Below are 21,988 nucleotides of genomic sequence, written 5' to 3' on the forward strand. Positions count from 1 at the left end.
TTGATTAAAATTTTATTTGGTTGCCGCTGGTAAGTTAGTACCGAGACTAAAACTTATTGGAGTATTACTATTTGCTGGAGAAACTCTAACATATCCTTGCATTTCTTGGTGTAGCGCACTACAAAAATCGGTGCAATACATTGGGAAAATTCCAGTTTTTTTAGGTGTCCATTTTAAAGTAGCTGTTTCTCCTGGCATGATTAATAGCTCGGCATTGTCAGCTCCTTTTATGGCAAATCCGTGAGGTACATCCCAATCTTGTTCCAAGTTAGTCACGTGGAAATAAACCTCATCACCCAGCTTAACCCCTTCAATGTTATCTGGTGAAAAGTGAGAACGAATAGACGTCATGTAAACATCTATACGTTTACCGTTTCTAACTACTTTGGCTTCTTTTTCTCCTTTGGTAGCAAAGGGATGATTATTTTCTTCTAGTTTATAGAATTTCAACTGTCCATTGTTTCTAATTAAATCAGCAGGTGCCGCTTGTGCATAGTGAGGTTCTCCAATGGTTGGGAAATCCAAAATTAATTTCATCTTATCGCCACTAATGTCAAAAATTTGAGCTGATTGCGCTAATTCTGGACCTGTAGGTAAGTATCTGTCTTTGGTAATTTTGTTATATGCAATTAGGTATTTACCAAATGGTTTTTTAGAATCTCCGCCAGGAATACATAAGTGACCAACAGAATAATAAGTAGCAACTCTATCTAAAACTTTCAATGATTTGATATCCCATTTCACCACTTCTGATGATACAAAGAATGTAGTGTAGGCGTTTCCTTTACCGTCAAATTCAGTGTGTAATGGTCCTAATCCTGGTTTTTGAACTTCTCCGTGCAATGCAGCTTCATATTTAATTACTGGAATACCATCGTATTCGCCTTCAAATTGTTTGTTTTTGATAGCATTTTGCATTTTATCAAAACTAAATACAGGAATTAAAGCGGCTAGCTTTCCAGAACCTACAATGTATTCACCTGTTGGGTCAACATCACAACCGTGAGGTGATTTTGGACAAGGAATCATATAGCAAATATCTTTTAATTCTTTTGCGCTTAATACTAAAACTTCTGTTTTGATTTCAGATTTTGCAGTTTGCGTTTTTTCATCCCAAGTATTGTGTGCATAGCGAGTTGCTACTTTTTTACCTTTACCAGCTTTGATATATTCTTCCGCTTTTTTCCAGTTTACCGCCATGATAAAATCTTTATCTTTTTGCGAAGCATTTACTTCAAGCAAAGTGTTGGCTTGTTCTGTATTGTAACAAGAAAAGAAGAACCAACCGTGTGATTTTCCTTTTCCAGCATGACTTAAGTCAAAGTTAACTCCTGGTGCTTCAATTTGAAATGCAATATCCATTTCTCCTTCTTTGGCTACTTTAACAAAACTTAAATAACCTTTAAAGTTTTGTTTATAGGTATTGATAGGAACGTCACCGTTTACATTATCTGGCGGAACGCTGAAACGAGTTCCTGCTACAACATACTCTGTGTTTTCAGTAATAAACGGCGAAGAGTGATTCCCGGCACTGTTTGGTAACTCAATGATTTCCGCAGTTCTGAACGTTTTTAAATCTAAACGTGCAATTCTAGGCGTGTTGTTAGCATTAGCAAAAAGCCAACGACCATCAACTTCTCCATTGGTTTGTGATAATTCGGTATGGTGTTGATCGTCCCAAGGCACAAACCCTTGAGAAGTATTTAACATAGGTTTTGTTTCTTCGCTGTATCCGTAACCACTTTGAGGGTCAACAGAGAATACAGGAATGACTCTCAATAATCTTCCACTAGGCAAACCGTAGGCAGAAACTTGACCGCTAAAACCTCCAGAAACGAAGTTGTAGAATTCATCATATTTTCCTGGTGCTACATACGCTTTTTGAGCAGCATCGCCACTCACAGCATCACCCGAATTTTTTGGTTTACAAGAAGTAAACAGAGCACTTCCTAAAACGACAGCAAAAAGTACTTTTACAAATTTATTTTTCATTTTTTTTCAATTAAAAACCATCCTATTGCTTTCACTCAATAAAATAGTACGTTGTTTTTATTTTACTCCGTCAATTTTTCTCATATATTCAAGAACACTTCTTGCTTCTTCGTCTTTCAATCCTTGGTTTGGCATACGTACTAAACAGATTTCTAATTGTGCTTGAACCTCAGGATCTTTGTCAATCATTGGATCAGGGTTTGTTGCAAAATTCATAATCCATTGCGGAGTTCTTCTTTCTGTTACGCCTTTCCATCCTGGGCCAACTAGTTTTTCTTCAGTTGGTTTGTGGCAAGAAGTACATTTTACTTCTGCAACTTTTTGACCTTCTGTTGCCATGGTTTGATCTAATGTAGCGCCAAGATCAACTTTGTCAAATTTTCCTTCACCTCGTTTTGGGTCATAAGAAGACGCGTCAGTTTGTGTTGTAGCTTCATCTGTTGTTGGTTTTGAAAAATCAGCATCTGAATTTTCTTTTTTACCACAGGCAATAAACATTGCTAATGATAACATTAGTAAGAATGATTTGTTCATAGTATTATAGATTTTAAATTTCATGTACAAATTTCACTATTAATTAACAGTTAATTTTATGATTGAAATCACATTTTTTAGAAAAAAGTATTTTGTTAACCATATCATTTAGACCATTTTTAATGCTTATTTTTTTTATTAACTTTTCTAATACTATCTTTACTTTTTTAACAATAAACTATGCGCTCTCAAAACACCAAAATACTTCACATCGATAGTAATCATACTTTGTTGTGGGAACAATTGGAACAAGCTGGTTTTCACATCGAAGCTGATTATACTTCTTCCAAAGCCGAAATAGAAGCCAAAATCCATAATTATCATGGCATAGTTATTCGCAGTCGTTTTAAAATTGATAAAGCATTTATTGATAAAGCAGTAAATCTAAAATTCATTGCCCGTGTTGGTGCCGGATTGGAAAGTATTGATTGTGAGTATGCGCAATCCAAAAACATCCATCTTATTGCTGCGCCAGAAGGTAACAGAAATGCTGTGGGCGAACATGCTTTGGGAATGTTATTATCAGTAATGAATAAACTAAATCGTGCTGATAGATTAGTGAGAGAAGGCAAATGGATAAGAGAAGGAAATCGTGGTTATGAATTGGAAGGAAAAACTGTTGGAATTATTGGTTATGGCAATATGGGAAAATCATTTGCTAAAAAACTAAAAGGATTTGATGTCCACGTTTTGTGTTATGATATTCTAGATAATGTAGGCGATGAGAATGCCACGCAAGTTTCACTTTCGGAATTACACTCCAAAGCAGATGTGTTGAGTCTGCATATTCCGTGGACACCAACTACAGATAAATTAGTAAATGCAGAGTTTATAAATGCTTTTGTCAAACCATTTTGGTTTATCAATACTTCCCGAGGCAAAAATGTGGTTACCGATGATTTGGTTGCCGCTCTTGAATCCGGAAAAATTTTAGGTGCTGGATTGGACGTATTGGAGTATGAAAAATTATCTTTTGAAAATCTTTTTATTGACGCAGAAAAGCCAAAAGCATTTGAGTATTTACTTCAAGCCGAAAATGTTATACTCACACCACACATTGCTGGTTGGACTTATGAAAGTCATCAAAAATTAGCACAAGTAATAGTGGATAAAATTATAAAACTTTATAGCTAATATTTTTTTAAGTAAATATAGTGTAACAATTATAGGCGATTGAAAGACCTATGGAAATATAATTGAATTTTGGGAACCTAAACATAGTGCTTTCCTATAATTTTTTATATTTTAGTCGAATAAATAATACATAACCAAAAAACAAAACCAATTATGGATGCACAAAAAGTCGATATGTTTATGATGATGAACGCCAAATTTTTTGAAAGTTATCATTTGAATGCCGTTAGAGATAAATTAATGAGTTTGGATGAAACCAAATGGGGAATGGTTCAAACGTTACAACTAAAAGACCCAACAACCGCTTTGATTATTTCTATTGTTGGTGGAGGAACTTTAGGGATCGACCGATTTTTTATTGGTGATACTGGAATGGGCATTGGAAAATTATTGACTTGTGGTGGATTAGGAATTTGGACCATCATCGATTGGTTTTTAATTATGGGTGCTACTCGTGAGAAAAACATGGAAATGTTTCAAACGTCTTTATATTAAAAATGTCAAAAAACAAGTTATATTCCATGCTGCTTATAGCTTGTTTTTTTGGTTTTATTTATCTTTTTTACTCCATTCACTATTCAGAAAAGGATACGTTTCGAGTGTGTATTATCAAAAATGCGACAGGATTTCCTTGTCCATCTTGTGGTACAACTAGAGCAGTAACATTACTTTTAGAAGGAAAATTTACAGAATCAGTAGCGCTTAATCCTTTTGGAATACTTGTTGCTATCATAATGACACTGTTTCCTATTTGGATTTTGATAGATTTACTACTAAAAAAAGACACCTTTTTTAATAGTTACAAAAAAGCAGAAGTAATTATCAGAACCAAATGGTTGGCATTTTTTTTACTACTATTGGTCATACTCAACTGGATTTGGAATATAAAGAAACAATTATGATACAAGACACAACCTTTGCCTACAAACCAAGTGAACACGAACGAGAAAAAGCATCTAATGGCTATTTGATGTCTTTGGTAGCCTTAATTGCTGGATTACCATTACCGATTATTAATTTGCTAGCGACTTTCTTTTTCTATTTAGCCAATAGAAAAAGTACTTATTATGTTCGATGGCATTGCACCCAAGCGCTATTTTCGCAATTAGCACTTTTAGGCATTAACAGTGCTAGTTTTTGGTGGACAGTTTCCATTATTTTTACCGATGAAAAAGTGAGCAATCAATACTTTGCCTATATTTTTACGGTGATTATTTTTAATCTATTAGAGATTTTCTCCACTATTTATGCTGCTGTGCAAACGCGTAAAGGCAAGCATATCCATTTTTTATTTTTCGGAAATGTTACTAATTTAATTTGTAGATCGTGATGATGAAGAAAATAATTTTTCAAGGATTGATTGTAGTGCTTGGGTTTTTCCTGCTTTGGTTAGGGTTTTCTCAACTCGATTTTATGACTTTTTTCAAGGTAAAAGAACGCACCGAATTTGTTGAAAGTAAATTAGGCGATTTGATTTGGGAAGAGATTTCCAATACCGAAGACGTTATTACAAACGATAGCATTGTAAAAACATTAGATAAATTAATACTTCCCATTTGTGAAGCCAATGATATTGAACGTGACTCGTTGAAAATTCACATTATACAAAAAGATGAAATCAATGCTTTTGCCTTGCCCAATAATCATTTGGTGGTTTATACCGGATTGATAGCAGACTGTAAAAAACAAGAAGCGTTGCAAGGCGTTTTAGGTCACGAGATAGCTCATATTGAGAAAAATCATGTGATGAAAAAACTATCTAAAGAAATCGGATATTCCGTTTTGTTAACGGCAACTTCTGGTGGAAAAGGAGGCCAAATGGCAAAAGAAGTTTTAAAAATGCTAACGTCTTCTGCCTATGACAGAGCATTAGAAAAAGAAGCCGATATCACTAGTGTGGAGTATTTGCTAAAAGCCAATATTGACCCAAAACCCATGGCCGATTTCATGTATCAAATGGCTCAAGACAGCAAAATCCCGGATGGGATGAGTTGGATAATTGACCATCCAGAATCAGAAGAACGCGCCAAGTATATTTTGGAATATATCAAAGGAAAGAAGTTAAAAAGCAAAGAAAGTATTTCTGAAAATGAGTGGAAAACGTTTCAGGAACAAGTGAAGGAATCAAAAAGGGCAACTCATTGAGTTGCCCTTTTTGATGACTATTTATAATTCTTTTCTTTCCGTTCTAATTCTGCTTGGAATTCTTCCATTACAGGTTTCATAGTGCTTTCTGGAATATCCGAAATCCGAATGTACATCAATCCGTCAACGGCATTGTTAAACAATGGGTCAACATTGAACGCTACGACGCGCGCATTTTGTTTGATGTATTTTTTGATTAAGACCGGAAGACGCAATGCTCCAGGTTCTACTTCATCAATAATTTTATCAAATTTATTCAAGTCGGCTTCGGTTTCATTGAATACAAAATCTTTGTCGGCGTCTTTCAGTTTTACTTTAAATTCTTTCTTCGGATGAATGTATTGTGCCACATAAGGATCATAATAATGCGACTTCATAAATTCAATCATCAACGATTTGGAGAATTCCGTAAATTGATTGCTGATACTCACACCACCAATCAAATATTTGTGTTCAGGATAACGTAAAGTAATATGCATAATTCCTTTCCAAAGCAGGAATAACGGCATCGGTTTTTGTTGGTATTCACTAACAATAAAGGCTCTTCCCATTTCAATAGATTTCGACATCATGTCGTACAACTCTGGTTCAAATCGGAATAAATCTTGAAGATAAAAACCTTCGATGCCATATTTTGGGAATATTTCAGAACCAAAACCCATGCGATAAGCACCAGCAATTTGTTGTGATTCATCGTCCCACAAAAACATGTGATGGTAATAATTGTCAAATTTATCAAGGTCGATAGACTCGTTTGTCCCTTCGCCAACCGCTCTAAAAGTGATTTCGCGCAAACGACCTATTTCATGGAGAATATTTGGAATAACATCGGCCTGCGCCAAAAACACTACATAGTTTTTACTTTGCAACAAACGATAATCTCCTTTTTTCAATACCTCAATCTCTTCTAATATTTTATCTTGATTGGCAGGCTTTACAATCTGTTTAGGATTTTTTGAGGGTTTAAGATTTAAGTTCAAATTTAAGTTTTGTGAACTTAATAATTTGGATTCTTCATTGAAAGAATTGGCCAGCATATACGTTTTGCGACGTAAAAATTCGGAGTATTCTTCAATGGTTTTATGTTCATTTTGTTCGGCTACCGAAATTGGTTTCCCTATTCTCACTTTAATTACGCGGTCTTTTTGAGTTAACAATTCGGACGGTAATTTTGCGGTTCGCAATGTTGGATTAATTTTGGATAAAAAGTAAAAAAAGCGACTGTTTTTAGCATGAAAATAAATTGGAACAACTGGTACTTGTGCTTTCCGAATCACTTTGATTGCGCCTTCTTCCCATGCTTTATCCACAACTAATTTATCGTCTTTATAAGTCGAAACTTCACCAGCAGGAAACATTCCCAGTGGTTTTCCATCGCTCAAATGGCGTAACGTTTCCTTAATTCCTATCACGCTAGATTTGGCATCTTTATGGTTTTCAAAAGGATTCACTGGCATGATGTAGGGTTTCATCGGTTCGATGCGATGCAAGAGGAAATTGGCAATAATCTTGAAATTAGGTTCTCTTTCGAGCATTAATTTCAACAATAAAATTCCGTCAATGCCACCCAATGGATGATTGGAAATAGTGATATAAGCACCGTCTTTCGGTAATCGTTTAAAATCCTCTTCCGGAATTTCAAATTTTATTTGAAACTCATCTAAAATAGCGTTTAAGAATTCAATTTCGCTCAAATGCTTATTTCGGTCATAAATTTTGTTTAAGGTCGAAATCTTTAAAGCTTTCATTAGTAACCAGCCACAAAAAGTTCCGAAAACACCATATTTATCAGTGTTTATAGCTTTTGCAACTTCTTTAGCAGTGACTAAACCCATGTATATCTTTCATTTTTGAGTAAGAAACAAAGATAGTAATTCTAGTGAATTGAAGATTGAAGATTAACGATTTTTGATTTATGAAGGAAATAAATAGCTACAATCAAAAATCGTTAATCTCAAATAATAAATATAAATTTGTTTTTAGCTATTTTTGACCCGAAGGCTTTTGTCCGAATTAAAGAAGTTAAAAATAAAAGTAAAACTTGATGAGAATTATTTCTTATAATGTTAATGGTATTCGAGCAGCTATTTCCAAAGGATTTTTGGAGTGGTTGCAACAAGCCAATCCCGATATAATTTGTTTACAAGAGATAAAAGCAACCGAAGATCAAATTCCGTTACTTGATGTGGAACTTTCGGGATATCCTTATCATTATTGGTTTCCTGCCCAGAAAAAAGGATATAGTGGTGTTGCTATTTTGTGCAAAGTAAAACCGAATAATGTCGTTTTTGGAACTGGAATTGACCACATGGATTTTGAAGGTAGAAATCTTCGTGTTGATTTTGATGATTTCTCGGTCATGAGTTTGTACTTGCCTTCGGGAACCAACATTGATCGTTTGGATTACAAGTTCAAATATATGGATGACTTCCAAAATTATATTAACGAATTAAAGGTAACAATTCCAAACTTGATTATTTGTGGAGATTACAATATATGTCACGAAGCTATTGATATTCATGACCCAATTCGCAATAAAACTGTTTCGGGATTTTTACCCGAAGAGCGCGCTTGGTTGGATAAATTTATGAAAAGTGGTTTCATTGACACGTTCCGATTTTTTAATCAATCACCCGATAATTACAGTTGGTGGAGTTACAGAGCCAATGCCAGAGCGAATAATAAAGGTTGGCGTATTGATTATTGTCTTGCCAGTGAACCATTGAAAAACAGATTGACTAGAGCCGTGATTTTACCCGAAGCCAAACATTCTGACCATTGTCCTGTTTTGGTAGAAATTAGTTGAAAGTAAATAATAAAAGTGATTGATTTAGTGTTGAATATAAATTAAAAAAAATGATAAAAAGAATAGTTTTAGGAATTTTCCTGTTGAGTTTGATGACTTCTTGTGTGTCCAAAAAAATATACACCGATTTGGAGAACAAGTACACCGATTTGAAAAAAGAGAATCGTTTATTGGCTGATGAAAATGATGAGCTTCGAAAGGCAAATAGTCAGTTTAACGAAGAAAACAAATCACTTAAAGCTGAATTGGATAAGCTCAAAGCCGATAGAGATAAACTGCAAGCCGATTGTACCGCAACGGCAAATAACCTAAAAACGTTAAAAGATTCTTATGCTGCTTTAGAAAAAAACAGCAATGACGCACTTGAGTCTAACATGAATAAAAATCGAGAACTGCTTGCACAACTTGGTGCAAAAGAAAAAGCATTGGCCGCTGAGCAAGACCGATTGAATAAATTAAAAAGCGAATTGGAATCAAACACCAAACGCTTGAATGAGTTGGAAAGTATGATTGCGGCAAAAGATGCTGCCATGAAAAAACTGAAAGATACGTTGTCCAAAGCGTTGAATGCTTTTGAAGGCAAAGGATTGACTGTAGAACAAAAAAACGGAAAGGTTTATGTTTCTATGGAAAATAAATTGTTGTTTCAAACGGGAAGTTGGGCTGTAGGCAGTGAAGGAAGAAAAGCCGTAGTGGAAGTGGGCAAAGTTTTAGCACAAAATCCAGACATTACCGTGTTAATTGAAGGACATACCGATAATGACAAAATATTAGGAAATATTGGTGGAGGAATTGAAAATAACTGGGATTTGTCAACCAAAAGAGCCACTGCAATTGTGACTATTTTAGGTGAAAATGGTGGTATTAGAAAACAAAATTTAACTGCTGCTGGTCGTGGAGAATTTGCCCCAATCATGAGCAATGATACTCCTGAAGGAAAAGCTAAAAACCGTAGAATTGAAATTATTTTAACACCAAAATTGGATGAAATTTCCAAGATGTTGAATGAGTTTTAATTTTTGCTATTTGTCGAAATGACAAAATCATACTATTTCTTAAAAAAGGTTCTGAGATTTTCTTAGAACCTTTTTTTAAAACGTTTCCAAAAAATGTGTTAATCGACAAACATAAACTCTCACATTATTTTACTTTTGCTTCGCAAAAAAATTTTACATACACCATGAACTATACTACTCTTCCCAACACTGATTTGAAAGTTAGCACGATTTGCTTAGGCACTATGACTTTTGGAAATCAAAACTCTGAAGCCGAAGCACATGATCAGTTGGATTACGCCTTTGAACATGGCATAAATTTTCTCGATACTGCAGAGATGTATCCCATTGGTGGAAATGCTCAAATATTTGGAGATACAGAACGATTTATGGGTACATGGATCAATAAAATTGGGAAGAATCAGAGAGATAAAATCATAGTTGCTACCAAAATTGCGGGACCAAATCGTGGGATGGATTACATTAGAAAACCATTGGATTTTTCAAAGAAAAGCATACACGAAGCCGTGGAATTGAGTTTAAAAAATCTGCAAATCGATTGTATCGATTTATATCAAATGCATTGGCCAGAACGCGTGATGAATATGTTTGGGCAACGTGGCGTTTCAAAAATCGATACCCAATGGCAAGAAAATTTCTTTGAAGTGCTAACGGTTTATGATGGCTTAATTAAAGAGGGAAAAATCAAACACATCGGAGTTTCCAATGAAAACCCGTATGGTGTAATGAAATTCATTAGCGAAAGCGAAAAACACAATTTGCCTAGAATTGCAACCATACAAAATCCCTATTCCTTATTAAACCGCTTGTTTGAAGTGGGTTTATCTGAAATATGTATGCGCGAAAATATTGGTTTGATGGCCTATTCTCCTTTAGCATTTAGTTTTTTGACAGGCAAGCATTTGAATGGCATACTTCCTAACTCTAGGCTGGGTTTATTTCCACAGTTTACCAGATATTCAAGTGAGAATTGCTTGAAAGCGACTCAACTTTATTATCAATTAGCGCAAGACAATGGATTGACGTTAACCCAAATGGCTTTAGCGTTTGTAAACCAACAAGATTTTGTCACGTCCACCATTATTGGTGCTACTTCTTTGGAACAACTAAGCGAAAATATTGCTGCTTTTGACGTGACATTATCACCCGAAATTATTGCTCAAATCAATAAAATTCAGGAACTGATTCCAAATCCTGCGCCGTAAATTACTGTTTGATTATTTTTGATGTTGCAGTCAAACCATTTTGTGTTTCCAAAGTAACTAAATACATTCCTTTGGCTAAATTTGAAATGTTTATCGCATTCGAGCTCATTCTTTGTATGTTTTGATTTAAAACAATTTTACCTGTTAAGTCAGCAATAGTTATAAATTTCAACCCTACATTGTTTTCATTTTTAATGTAAAGTTCGTTGTTAGCTGGATTTGGATAAATAGAGATAGTTTTTTCTTCAAACGACAATGCATTTAATGAAGTATCTATAACTTTAAATAATGCATTACCAACAAAAGCATAAAGTTCACCATTTGAACCTTCACCAAAAGTTGCAATGGTGCCAGGAGAATCAAACGACCAAACAATTTGATTAGAATCGTTTATGTAACCTATTTCGCCTGTGCAATAATCGGCGAAAACATATTTGTTTTGCAAATTAGGATAGGTTGTTCCCGTGTAAAAATAACCACCAGTAATTGAACATCTGTTAGATGCATGAGTATATTGCGCTAATGGTGCAACAGTAGCTGAATACACTGGACAAGTTCCAGAAGTGTTGAAATCAGTATTGCCTTCATAACAACGCCATCCAAAATTTAAACCCGTATTTGGCAATGGATTTGCAATTTTATTAATTTCTTCAATGGCGTTTTGACCTACATCGGCAATCCACATATCGCCGTTCAATCGGTTAAATGAAAATTTCCAAGGATTTCGTAAACCAATGGCCCAAATTTCTTCTTTTCCAGCTTCACTAACGTATGGATTAGTAGAAGGATAACCATAATTTAAAGCACCAACTGTAGTATTAACATCAATACGAAGCATTTTGCCTAAGTAAATACGAGAAGGATTTCCCACTAGGTTACCATTTGTTAAACTCAAATTTTGAGCATAATTACTAGTGTCGCCTGCACCACCACCATCACCCATTCCTATGTACAAAAAACCATCAGGACCAAATTTTATAGTTCCTCCATTATGGTTTGCTTGGGGTTGATTGATGGTCATCAAAATTGTTCCTGTAGCGTTAGCAATATCAGGATTGGCACTTACACTATATTTTGCAATAACGGTATTTCCAGCCGTGTTAGTATAATTTATAAAGAACAAACCATTAGTGGCATAATTAGGATGAAAAGCCAAACCCAATAAACCTTGCTCACTTCCAGTACTAATTCCGGTAACAGTTAAAAATGGTGTAGCATTAATAGTTCCATTAGCATTTACAATTCGTATCAAACCTCCTTTTTGAACCACAAAAATACGCGGGTCATTTGCTGGTTGAGCCATTTCTACTGGAGAAGAAAATCCTGTGGCAAAACTTTGTAAATTGATAGATTGTCCAAAACTCAGTAGTGACAATAAACAAAAAGAGAAGAGTAGTATTTTTTTCATAGCATGTTTTTTTGTAAAGTTAAAAATAATATCATTACAATCAATAGGTTATAAAAAAAACGCAATCGGTGAAAATTGCGTTTCGTATTTATAAATTACCAATAATTTTATCTTTAGGATATCTAACCCTATAGCTTATTCTGACTTTCTTAGTCTCATTTGGAGCTAGTTTTTGTTCCCAAGTGAGTACACCAGTTTCTTTGTTTTCTTTGGCATTGGAAATTTCTAAAATTTCAATTTCAATTTCTTTGTCAGTACTCAACGGATATTGATCTTTCAACATCATCGTTATCCCTTCTTTTTTATTGTTTCTCACCGTGATATCATAGGTAAATGTTTGCTCTTTTTTGGACGATAAAAAACGTGTTCCTGATTTGTCTGCTACTTTTTCACGCTTAATGGAGATTTTTTTATCTCTTCCCATGCTCAGATTTAGTGTGTCGGAAGTTTGATTAGGATTGATAACTGTTTTTCCCACGTACAAACCTTCAAAAATAATATTGGCTTCGCCGGGCAACAAATTATATTTTGAATAATCTTCAATTTCTGCTAATAAAAAGGCTTCTTTCTCCGCTCTTGGTGCAGCATAATATTTATAGGTTGCTGGCAATTTGATTTCTTTCAAAGCTACACTATGTGGTTTGCTATTCGATAAAATATCATACGGAATATCAATATCAAACGAAACGTTGAGTTGGTTTTCACTCACTTCTGTATAATCACTCATACCTTGTTTAGTTGTTATCACCATAACGCCATTAGAACCTCGACTTCCATATATAGCCGCTGCCGATTTATCTCTAAGAATATCTATTTTTTTTATGGCATTAGATGGAATTTTTCTGAATGTTTCTGCATTTGATGGTACTCCATCAATTACATATAATGGATCGCTGTTTCCATTTAAAGAACTCGAGCCTCTAATAACAACGTTATCTTTTGAACCAGGTTGTCCATTTGCGCCGGTAATATTTACACCAGCAACTTGTCCTTGTAAAGACTGAATTTCATTTGATTGTTTATCACCGTCTTCATATTTATTATACACATTTCCTCTGTAATAGTTGAGATCTTCATATTTTAAAAACCACGAACTCAACTCTGGCGATTGATTATTTTGATTAGGATTACCCGATGAAAGCGTTAGTTTTACTTTTTTCCAATCAATGCCTGTCCATTGCGTAACTTGTGCTTTGTACATCATGTTGATGGGCGATGTAATGTTATCAGCACGCAAATCATAAAATGGTGACCAACTCGCATTATTGGTGATGTAGTTAATATCTAAATTAACCAATCCGGCTATTTCATTCATGACTTGAATTATCAATTTTCCTTTGGAACTTTTTTCTTCTTTTTGGGTATTGATTTCGAGTTTATCGTTGAGTGCTTTTAGTCTTTCCTTGAGTTTAGTTTCTTTTTCTGCCAATGTCACCACCGCATTGTCCAATTCTGTTCGTTTGGTTTTGTAAAAATCGACCAACTTCATGAGTTCCGCTACGTTCAAACCTGTATTAGCACCGCTCACATTTTGATTGGCATCCAAAAGGGCAATGGTTTGCTGACTAGAATAACTGTCTATTTGAACTTTCTTAATTTCTTTTTGAACTAAAGTAATGCTGTCTCTCACTTTTTTTATTGCCGGATTGGTTTCATCAATTTCATATTCCGAAATATAGTTTTGAGTAAATTGAACCGACAAAACCGTTACCGAATTGGGCGCGCCAATTTGAACCGTGCTTTCATTCAAATAATCCGCTACGTTTTTTATCACAATTTCACTCGTTCCCACAGGAAGATTGACAGCAGTGTTTTGTGAAATTTCGGCAGCATTGAAATAAACGGTTGCTGCTTTTACTTTAGCGGTTGTAAAAATGGGTTTTTGAGCAAAAGAAACTACAGAAACCAACAGTAAGAAGGATAAATACTTTGTCATAATTCAAATGGGTTTTATGGAATACTAAAATAAGATATAAATGACAGAAAAATCAACTGTTTAATTATTTTTAACAAAGATTTATTACAACTCAAGTTCATCACCATTTATACTATCATTTTCAACAGGAATAGGTTTCTGTTTCAAAAATAGTTTTGCAGGACCAATAAGCGTCGCAGGAACATTTTGACCAATAGTATCGGTTTCAGAAAGTAACTGTCGACGCAACATCAATCGTGTTAAAAAAGTATTTTGTTGTGTGGCAAAAGGTTTGAGTTTTTGTTCGCCGTCAAAACGATACATAAACCCTTTTGGTTTTGGAATAATTGTCGCTAAGAACAAACACTCATTTAAACTTAAATCAGCTGGCGATTTTTCAAAATAAAATTGTGCTGCTTCACCAATGCCGTAAATATTTGGCCCCCATTCTATAATATTAAAATACACTTCGAGCATGCGTTCTTTGGAACTGATTCGATTGTTTTCCAAAATATAAACTAACAAGATTTCTTCTAGTTTTCGGGAGACTGTTTTCTCACGAGTAAGAAATGCATTTTTTACCAATTGCATACTGATAGTACTGGCACCACGAGAGAATTTTTTGGTTCGGATATTCTTAGCAATCGATTGTTTGAATGCTTCATTGATAAACCCACGATGGTTAAAAAAAGAAGGATCTTCACTGGTCAAAACACATTTTTGCAAGTAAGGAGAAATGGCAGCTAGTGGTGTAAAATTAGGATTGGAAGGACCAACAATTATGGGTCTTTGTGCCACACCTTTATCCATAGCCCGATAGGTGAATTCGCCATTTATTTTATTCAAATCGGCTTCGCCATATTTGGTAATTCTTAATCCTTCGGGTTTCAATTTGCTATCAAAAACTACGTTATTCGGTTTATGATTATTGTATTTGAAGTTCAAATCATAACTGAAATTTCCTTGTGCTTCCATACCTTCAAAATGACGAAATAAACCCGTTGGTAAAGACACAATAAAATCTTGTGCTTTCATTTTTGGGATTTTCAATTGTAGTTCATACACCTTGTCGGTTTCATTTGTATAAGAAGCAAAAGGTTGACATTTTATGCTGTTCAATTGCATGGTTGAAGTACTGTCCAAAGCTATAAATCGAGAACCCACAACCCAATGATAATCAAATCGGGCATTTTTCACTAGCACATCTTTACTAGCAATTTTTGGATGATTGATCATTAAATTCTCAATCGAAGAATAGCCATCAATATGCAATTCGCCACTTTTCATTGAGAGGTTTTCCAAATTGAAATGAATGGATTTGAAACCCGTTTTCAGATTGAATTTTTTATCGAAATAGGGAATTCTTATGGTATCACTTTTTGAATTAAAAAAAGTCAAATCGGCCTTTCTATCTCTTGGATCGGCAAATCCGTTAAGTGTCCATTGTTGTGAGAAATTCTCGGAGGTAACTTGAATTTCTGTAGTCAATTTTTTGTCAACCAATGTCAATTGATTGAAATCAAAAACTACTTTATTTCCTTTGTCATTTATTTTAAAAGCAAAACCTTTAACGTGCATATCCGTTGGGACTAAGTTCAAAAGTTTTGACGAAATTCGGTTCAGAAGTTTGGCATAATTCACTTCGTCGTTGTCTTTTTTTTCTTTTTTGGAACGAAGAAAAGCATCGAAGTTGCTACCAGTTTTGGTTTTAACCAATTGGATGTATCCTTTATTGATTTCTAATTTTCCCAACTGAATGTCACCCACCAATAATTTCCAGAAGTTCACGCTGGTTTTCAATTCATCAATACGAACCAAAGTATCGGCTTGTTTTGGAACTAACGTGATGTGTTGAAACTCCAAATTAGTCAATCCATGAAATTCGGCTTTAGCAATGCTGAAATGACATTGATAATCACGTTCCATTTTGGAATCAATGCGATGCATAACTTTATCTAATAGTGTATTTCTAAAAGCAAAAAGCAATATGATACCTACTAAAATTAGGATTCCTACAATCTTTACAATTGTTATAACTTTTTGTTTTTGGAGTTTCATTTTGTTGTGATTAATTATCCAAACAGCTGTTCCGCTACTTCTTCAATTTTAGAAACCAAAACGATTTTAATTAAAGAATTCTTGATGGCAATTTTATTGTATTTGGAAACAAAAATAGTGGCAAATCCCAGTTTTTCGGCTTCTTGAATGCGTTGTTCTACGCGGTTCACAGGACGAATTTCCCCTGAAAGTCCTACTTCTCCAGCAAAACAAACATCTTTGCCTACAGCAATATCTTCATTTGAAGAAAGAATTGCGGCAACAACGGCCAAATCAATGGCTGGATCATCTACTGAAATTCCACCAGTCACATTCAGGAAAACGTCTTTTGTCCCAAGACGGAAACCAGCACGTTTTTCTAAAACTGCTAGAATCATATTCAATCTTTTGGCATTATAACCTGTGGTGCTGCGTTGAGGTGTTCCATAAACAGCTGTCGAAACCAAGGCCTGAATTTCTATCATTAAAGGTCGCATGCCTTCCAATGTAGAAGCAATTGCCGTTCCCGAAAGTTCTTCTTCACGATGTGAAATTAATATTTCAGACGGATTGGAAACTTCGCGCAAACCAGAACCTTGCATTTCATAGATTCCGAGTTCGGCGGTTGAACCAAAACGGTTTTTAAGGGAACGAAGAATGCGATATACATGATTTCTATCGCCTTCAAATTGGAGAACTGTATCAACCATGTGTTCCAAAATTTTTGGTCCAGCAATATTGCCATCTTTGGTAATGTGACCAATTAAGATAACAGGAATATTAGTTTCTTTAGCAAATTTTATTAACTCAGCTGTGGTTTCTCTAATTTGAGAAATGCTTCCGGCAGTCGATTCAATATGATCAGTATGCAAGGTTTGAATCGAGTCGATGATAACAATATCGGGTTCGATTTCTACGATGTGACGGAAAATATTTTGCGTTTTGGTTTCGGTGAGTATGTAGCAATTGTCACTAGTTGGATTAATACGTTCGGCACGCATTTTTATTTGTTTCTGACTTTCTTCACCCGAAACATATAGCGTTTTATAGGGCAATTTAAGAGAAATTTGCAGCAATAAGGTACTTTTTCCAATGCCAGGTTCACCACCAAGTAGGATTAATGAACCAGGTACAATTCCGCCACCAAGCACGCGATTCAATTCGCCATCTGTGGTATCCATTCGCACTTCTTGAGTGGAATCGATTTCTTTTATTTTAAGTGGTTTTGAGACTCTTTTTGTTTCAGAAGTAGTAGGTTTCCAACTTACTTTTTCTTCTTTTTGAATTATTTCTTCGGCAATAGTATTCCATTCTTTGCACGAATTGCATTGCCCTTGCCATTTAGCATATTGAGCACCACAATTTTGACAAAAGAAAGTAGTTTTTAATTTTGACATTATTCTGGTTTTTTTTCTTCTTTTGGCGTGTCTGTTGGAGGCGTTTCTGCAGGTGTATCTGTTGGAGGCGTTTCCTCAATTACTTCTCCTTTTTTGTTTTTCAATTGGCCTTTTAATTCATCAGCTCTTTCAAGCATCATGTCTTTGGTTAAATCGCCAATTTCTTCTTTTTGAAAGGCACTTTGGTATGTTTTTATGGCTTTTTTTGTGTCACCTGTTTTTTCATATAGTTGTGCCATTTCATAATCAGCGAGCATGGATTTTGGATAATTTTTTCTGGCTAATTGGGCTAGTTGATCAAATTCGGCGTACGCTTTATTTTTAAGTATGGCGGCTTCAATTGCTTTGAAATCGTTTAATCTAATGGTTAATTTCAAGCTAAATGTTTTCTCTAGCAAATCATATTTTTTTACTAGATAGTCTACATATCCTGAAGGAAGGATTGCAATTTTTTCTTGAAACTCTGTGGTTGAAATAGGTTGGTAAACCGAGAAAATTTGGTACAACGCACTTGGAATAGAATTTAAAACTAAAGAATAATGTGAAGCACCTTTAAAATCATCAAACTTATAATTGAGTGTTGGTTTGGTTATTTTTTTGGCCAATTCATCCAGTGCTTGAATTCTTTTCCTCATTTTTTTTAAATCTCCATCAGCCGAAGAATGATAATAAAAAATAGGTTTTTCAATGGCGGCCAATCTCTCGGGAATTTGTTCTTCCATACCAGTTGGTAGTTCTGGACTCATAGAGATATAGGCATCAAAAACTGGATTGTCTTTATATAGGTAAAAATTTGAAAATGCTGCTGTAGTATCTAATCCTGCAATTAATTTAAACGGTGCCGTTCTGTATTTTTTTTGGATGTAAGGAATCAATTCCATCCCAATGAATTCAAAAAAACTTTCTCCTTTTTCAGAAGGTAAACCAGTGGTTTCATCTACCGTACAATCGGTTTCGCGTTCATTATTTTTATTTTGACTAATCCCAACAACAATCACTTCAGGCAAATCATCCCAATAATAACCGTAGCTTAAGGCACCTTGAAAAGGATCGAATAAAAAGTCGCCATCAAGCAATAATAGTATAGGGTATTTTTGACCGGGATTTTTATCATATGATGGAGGAAGACCAATAAATATTTGTCTGTCTTCATTTAATTTTTGAGATGAAATGGTGTCGGTTACTTTTTGAGAGAAAAGGGGATTCGTGCAAACGAAAAGGAAAAACAAAATAAGTTTTTTCATGATGATTGGTTTGGTTTAAATAGAACAAATGCTAAATTCAGTAGCAAGATAGTAAATTATTTATTTCTATTTAAAACTGGAAGTAAAACATAAGAAATCAAACCAAGAAGAATGGCTAAAATAGTTTGCGAAGTCCAAACTAACCAACCAAAAGCAATTCCAATATTATTTGAAATGCCATACAATGAAAAAATTAAAGCTATTGAAAAGGGATAAGCGCCCAATCCACCATTTGAAAAACCAACGGCAAGACTACCAAAGATGAACCCCATAATTACAATGTCAAGACTTATTTCTGAAGTTTCGGGAAGAGCAAAAATAGCCACATAAAACATCGATAAATAGGAAAACCAAATTAAAAAAGAATGAAAAATATACTTCCATTTATCTTTCATTTTATATACTGTAGTCATTCCTTCTATCAATCCCGATAGTTTTTTCTTTAGTTTCAATATGATATTCCATTCAGCATAAATCCAAATAAAAATAAAAATCACGAATAAAATTACTGCTGCAATTCCTGAAGTTATTATGGTTTTTATAGCAATATTTTTGCTGAGTAGAAACTGGTATATTTTTTCGAATTGAGAAATAAATCCAATAAAAACAAAGAGTAAAAAAATAAGTAAATCAACTATTCTTTCGGCAACAATGGTTCCGAATGCTTTGTCAAAAGGAACGTTTTCATATTTTTTTAGTAAGGCCGCACGAGTAATTTCGCCCGAGCGAGGAACCGTTAGATTGACCAAATAGGAGACACAAACGGTAAAAAAATTATTGGAAAATTTTGTTTCATACCCCAAATGATTGAGTGCAAATTTCCAGCGATACGCTCTAGACCAATAACCAAAACAAGCAATCAATAAAGAAAGTAAAATGTAATAATAATTTGCCTTTTGAAAGCTAATTTTTATTTTTCCAATTTCTTCAGATGTTAAGGTGGTAAATTGATAGTAAATGATTCCTATTCCTATCAAAAGAGGAATAAAAATTGTCAACCATTTACCGATTTGTTTTTTCAAAAGATTAGGTTAAGGAATTGTCTTTTTCATTTGGAAAAATCATCCAAGGTTTGAAGGTTTTTGCTTTTTCAAAATCCATGGTGGCATAGGACATAATGATAATAATATCATCTTTTTGAACTTTTCTTGCTGCAGGACCATTTAAAGTTATTTCTCCAGAATTTCTGATTCCTTTGATAACATAGGTTTCAAAACGCTCTCCATTATTGATGTTTACAATAGAAACTTTTTCGCCTTCAATAAGGTTTGAGGCATCCATTAGAGATTCGTCTATCGTAATGCTGCCGATATAATTTAAATCGGCACCAGTTACTTTTACTCTATGAATTTTAGATTTTACTACTTGAATTTGCATGGGGCAAAGGTAAATTAATTTAGTGAAATGGTGTCAATCAATCTTATTTTGTTGACAAAAACAGCGATGAACGCTCGGTATTTTTTTATTTTACTTTTTCTAAGGCACGGTAATAAGGTGTCTTCTTCAGCAATTTGAAAATATTCTAGTTGAAAATTTGGGGTTTTATCGAAAGTTTTTTTTACCCATTCATTCACTACGGAAGCAGATTTTGATTTAAAAAGTTTTTGGGATTGTTTCAGTATTTTGAAAATGATAGCGGCTTCTTTTCTCTCTTCGGGCGTTAGTCTTTCGTTGCGAGAACTCATGGCTAAACCATTGGCTTCTCTGTGAATTGGGCAACCAATTATGGATACTGGAATTTCGAGTTTCGCCACCATTTTTTTTATGATTTGCAATTGCTGGAAATCTTTTTCACCAAAATAAGCGTAGTTAGGCTTTACAATTTCAAAAAGTCGTTTTACGATAGTTCCCACGCCATCAAAATGACCTGGTCTGAATTTACCTTCCATTTGATTTTCTAATCCGTCAAAGTCAAAATGTTTGGAGACTGTTTTTCCTTTATAAATATCATCTACAGTTGGTGCATAAACAATTATTTTATTTGAAACAGCTTTTATTTTCTCAACATCTTTTTCAAGAGTTCTAGGATATTTCGCTAAATCTTCGGGGTTGTTAAACTGTGTTGGATTAACAAAAATACTAATGACAACAATATTGTTTTGTGACATGGCTTCCTTCAAAAGTGACAAATGACCTTCGTGCAATGCTCCCATTGTAGGAACAAAACCCACGGAAGAGTCACTAGTTGTAATTGAATTTAAGTGGGAAACTAAATCGTTTTGAGTGTAAAAAATAAGCATTAGCTTTCTATTAATGAGTTGCAAACTTACTATTTTCATAAATAACTGCATAAATTTTTGTACTTTTGCCTGTTTTTTATTGCCAATAAATAAAGTAGAATAGATTATGGAAGATAAGAGGATATTATACGTATCATCTGAAGTGGTGCCTTATTTGGCAGAAAATGAGGTTTCTTTACTCTCTTATGATGTCCCAAAAATGATTAATGATCAAGGTGGACAAATAAGAATTTTTATGCCCAGATATGGAAATATCAACGAGAGAAGACACCAATTACATGAGGTTATTCGTTTGTCAGGAATGAATTTAGTAGTAAACGACTTGGATATGCCTTTGATTATTAAAGTGGCTTCTATTCCAAAAGAAAGAATTCAGGTTTATTTTATTGACAACGATGAGTATTTTAAACGGAAAGCTACTTTTAGTGATGAAGATGGTGTAATGTATCCAGATAACGATGAAAGAGCTATTTTCTTTGCCAAAGGCGTAGTGGAAACTGTAAAAAAATTGAATTGGGTTCCCGATATTATTCATGTTCATGGATGGATGGCTAGTTTATTGCCTATTTACATGAAACATTACTACAAAGACGAAGCGTTGTTTTCAGATACAAAAATTGTTACTTCTGTTTATGGACAATCTTTTGAAGGTTCTTTAAACACAGAGATGATTAATAAAATCAAATTTGACAATATTCCGCATGATTCTATTAAGGAATTAGAAGTGCCAAACTACGAAAATCTTATTACTGCCGCAGTAAATCATTCCGATGGAATTATTGTTGCTTCTGAAAATGTAACTCCAAGTTTAACAAAATATATAGAATCTTCGGGGAAACCTTTTTTACCTTTCGCCTCCAAAGAAAAATTTAGTGAAGCATACACCAACTTTTACAAGGCGTTGCTTTCTTAAAA

20 protein-coding genes are annotated in these 21,988 nt (G+C 34.3%); 9 read left to right on the forward strand and 11 right to left on the reverse strand.

The window, feature by feature from the left end; all coding sequences use genetic code 11:
* Nucleotides 1-12: 12 nt before the first annotated feature.
* The gene (gene nosZ, locus ACSVH2_RS03220; RefSeq protein ID WP_438091720.1) at nt 13-1,992 is read right to left on the reverse strand and encodes a Sec-dependent nitrous-oxide reductase; all 1,980 of its coding nucleotides are present in this window, start codon (nt 1,990-1,992) and stop codon (nt 13-15) included.
* A gap of 57 nt (nt 1,993-2,049) precedes the next feature.
* Nucleotides 2,050-2,526 (reverse strand): c-type cytochrome, encoded by a 477-nt coding sequence (locus tag ACSVH2_RS03225; RefSeq protein WP_438091721.1) that lies wholly within the window; start codon nt 2,524-2,526, stop codon nt 2,050-2,052.
* A gap of 180 nt (nt 2,527-2,706) precedes the next feature.
* On the opposite strand from ACSVH2_RS03225, the gene ACSVH2_RS03230 reads away from it, so the two are divergent.
* From ACSVH2_RS03230 to ACSVH2_RS03250, 5 genes are all read left to right on the forward strand, one after another.
* A complete protein-coding gene (locus tag ACSVH2_RS03230) occupies nt 2,707-3,660 on the forward strand; it encodes a 2-hydroxyacid dehydrogenase (protein WP_438091722.1) in 954 nt (317 codons plus the stop codon).
* Between the two features lie 153 nt (nt 3,661-3,813).
* Nucleotides 3,814-4,155 (forward strand): TM2 domain-containing protein, encoded by a 342-nt coding sequence (locus ACSVH2_RS03235; protein ID WP_438091723.1) that lies wholly within the window; start codon nt 3,814-3,816, stop codon nt 4,153-4,155.
* A 2-nt stretch (nt 4,156-4,157) separates the two neighbouring features.
* Complete coding sequence (locus tag ACSVH2_RS03240) at nt 4,158-4,562, forward strand: DUF2752 domain-containing protein (RefSeq protein WP_438091724.1); 405 nt, start codon at nt 4,158-4,160, stop codon at nt 4,560-4,562.
* On the forward strand, nt 4,559-4,990 hold the full coding sequence (locus ACSVH2_RS03245; RefSeq protein WP_438091725.1) for a DUF4870 domain-containing protein: 432 nt from the start codon (nt 4,559-4,561) through the stop codon (nt 4,988-4,990). Before ACSVH2_RS03240 ends, ACSVH2_RS03245 begins: the two co-directional genes overlap by 4 nt.
* A 2-nt stretch (nt 4,991-4,992) precedes the next feature.
* Nucleotides 4,993-5,805, forward strand: a complete 813-nt coding sequence (locus ACSVH2_RS03250; protein ID WP_438091726.1) for a M48 family metallopeptidase — start codon at nt 4,993-4,995, stop codon at nt 5,803-5,805.
* A gap of 17 nt (nt 5,806-5,822) precedes the next feature.
* Here ACSVH2_RS03250 and ACSVH2_RS03255 read toward each other — a convergent pair whose 3' ends face one another.
* A complete protein-coding gene (locus tag ACSVH2_RS03255) occupies nt 5,823-7,640 on the reverse strand; it encodes a GNAT family N-acyltransferase (protein WP_438091727.1) in 1,818 nt (605 codons plus the stop codon).
* Between the two features lie 209 nt (nt 7,641-7,849).
* Here ACSVH2_RS03255 and ACSVH2_RS03260 point away from each other — a divergent pair, with 209 nt between their 5' ends.
* From ACSVH2_RS03260 to ACSVH2_RS03270, 3 genes are all read left to right on the forward strand, one after another.
* Nucleotides 7,850-8,611, forward strand: a complete 762-nt coding sequence (locus ACSVH2_RS03260; protein WP_438091728.1) for an exodeoxyribonuclease III — start codon at nt 7,850-7,852, stop codon at nt 8,609-8,611.
* 50 nt (nt 8,612-8,661) lie between these two features.
* The gene (locus ACSVH2_RS03265) at nt 8,662-9,627 is read left to right on the forward strand and encodes an OmpA family protein (RefSeq protein WP_438091729.1); all 966 of its coding nucleotides are present in this window, start codon (nt 8,662-8,664) and stop codon (nt 9,625-9,627) included.
* A gap of 164 nt (nt 9,628-9,791) precedes the next feature.
* Nucleotides 9,792-10,832, forward strand: coding sequence for an aldo/keto reductase (locus ACSVH2_RS03270; RefSeq protein WP_438091730.1), 1,041 nt, complete (start codon nt 9,792-9,794; stop codon nt 10,830-10,832).
* A 1-nt stretch (nt 10,833) separates the two neighbouring features.
* Here ACSVH2_RS03270 and ACSVH2_RS03275 read toward each other — a convergent pair whose 3' ends face one another.
* From ACSVH2_RS03275 to panC, 8 genes are all read right to left on the reverse strand, one after another.
* Nucleotides 10,834-12,240 (reverse strand): PQQ-dependent sugar dehydrogenase, encoded by a 1,407-nt coding sequence (locus tag ACSVH2_RS03275; protein ID WP_438091731.1) that lies wholly within the window; start codon nt 12,238-12,240, stop codon nt 10,834-10,836.
* An 88-nt stretch (nt 12,241-12,328) separates the two neighbouring features.
* Nucleotides 12,329-14,176: a DUF4139 domain-containing protein gene (locus ACSVH2_RS03280; protein ID WP_438091732.1), complete on the reverse strand. Its 1,848-nt coding sequence runs from the start codon at nt 14,174-14,176 to the stop codon at nt 12,329-12,331.
* Nucleotides 14,177-14,260: 84 nt separating this feature from the next.
* Nucleotides 14,261-16,213 (reverse strand): transglycosylase domain-containing protein, encoded by a 1,953-nt coding sequence (locus ACSVH2_RS03285; protein ID WP_438091733.1) that lies wholly within the window; start codon nt 16,211-16,213, stop codon nt 14,261-14,263.
* 14 nt (nt 16,214-16,227) lie between these two features.
* On the reverse strand, nt 16,228-17,589 hold the full coding sequence (gene radA / locus ACSVH2_RS03290) for a DNA repair protein RadA (protein ID WP_438091734.1): 1,362 nt from the start codon (nt 17,587-17,589) through the stop codon (nt 16,228-16,230).
* Nucleotides 17,589-18,833 (reverse strand): alpha/beta hydrolase-fold protein, encoded by a 1,245-nt coding sequence (locus tag ACSVH2_RS03295; RefSeq protein ID WP_438091735.1) that lies wholly within the window; start codon nt 18,831-18,833, stop codon nt 17,589-17,591. Before ACSVH2_RS03295 ends, radA begins: the two co-directional genes overlap by 1 nt.
* Nucleotides 18,834-18,889: 56 nt before the next feature.
* Nucleotides 18,890-19,855 carry a lysylphosphatidylglycerol synthase transmembrane domain-containing protein gene (locus tag ACSVH2_RS03300; RefSeq protein WP_438091736.1) on the reverse strand — a complete coding sequence of 322 codons (966 nt, stop codon included), beginning with the start codon at nt 19,853-19,855 and terminating at the stop codon, nt 18,890-18,892.
* Nucleotides 19,856-19,859: 4 nt separating this feature from the next.
* Nucleotides 19,860-20,210 (reverse strand): aspartate 1-decarboxylase, encoded by a 351-nt coding sequence (panD, locus tag ACSVH2_RS03305; RefSeq protein ID WP_438091737.1) that lies wholly within the window; start codon nt 20,208-20,210, stop codon nt 19,860-19,862.
* Between the two features lie 14 nt (nt 20,211-20,224).
* Nucleotides 20,225-21,073, reverse strand: coding sequence for a pantoate--beta-alanine ligase (panC, locus tag ACSVH2_RS03310; RefSeq protein ID WP_438092257.1), 849 nt, complete (start codon nt 21,071-21,073; stop codon nt 20,225-20,227).
* A gap of 106 nt (nt 21,074-21,179) precedes the next feature.
* Between panC and ACSVH2_RS03315 the strand changes: the two genes are divergently transcribed.
* Entirely contained in the window at nt 21,180-21,986 is an 807-nt protein-coding gene (locus tag ACSVH2_RS03315) for a glycogen/starch synthase (RefSeq protein WP_438091738.1), read from the forward strand.
* Nucleotides 21,987-21,988 lie beyond the last annotated feature (2 nt).

The sequence above is a fragment of the Flavobacterium sp. RSB2_4_14 genome (genome assembly GCF_051547085.1).
In the GTDB taxonomy this organism is placed as follows: Bacteria; Bacteroidota; Bacteroidia; order Flavobacteriales; family Flavobacteriaceae; genus Flavobacterium.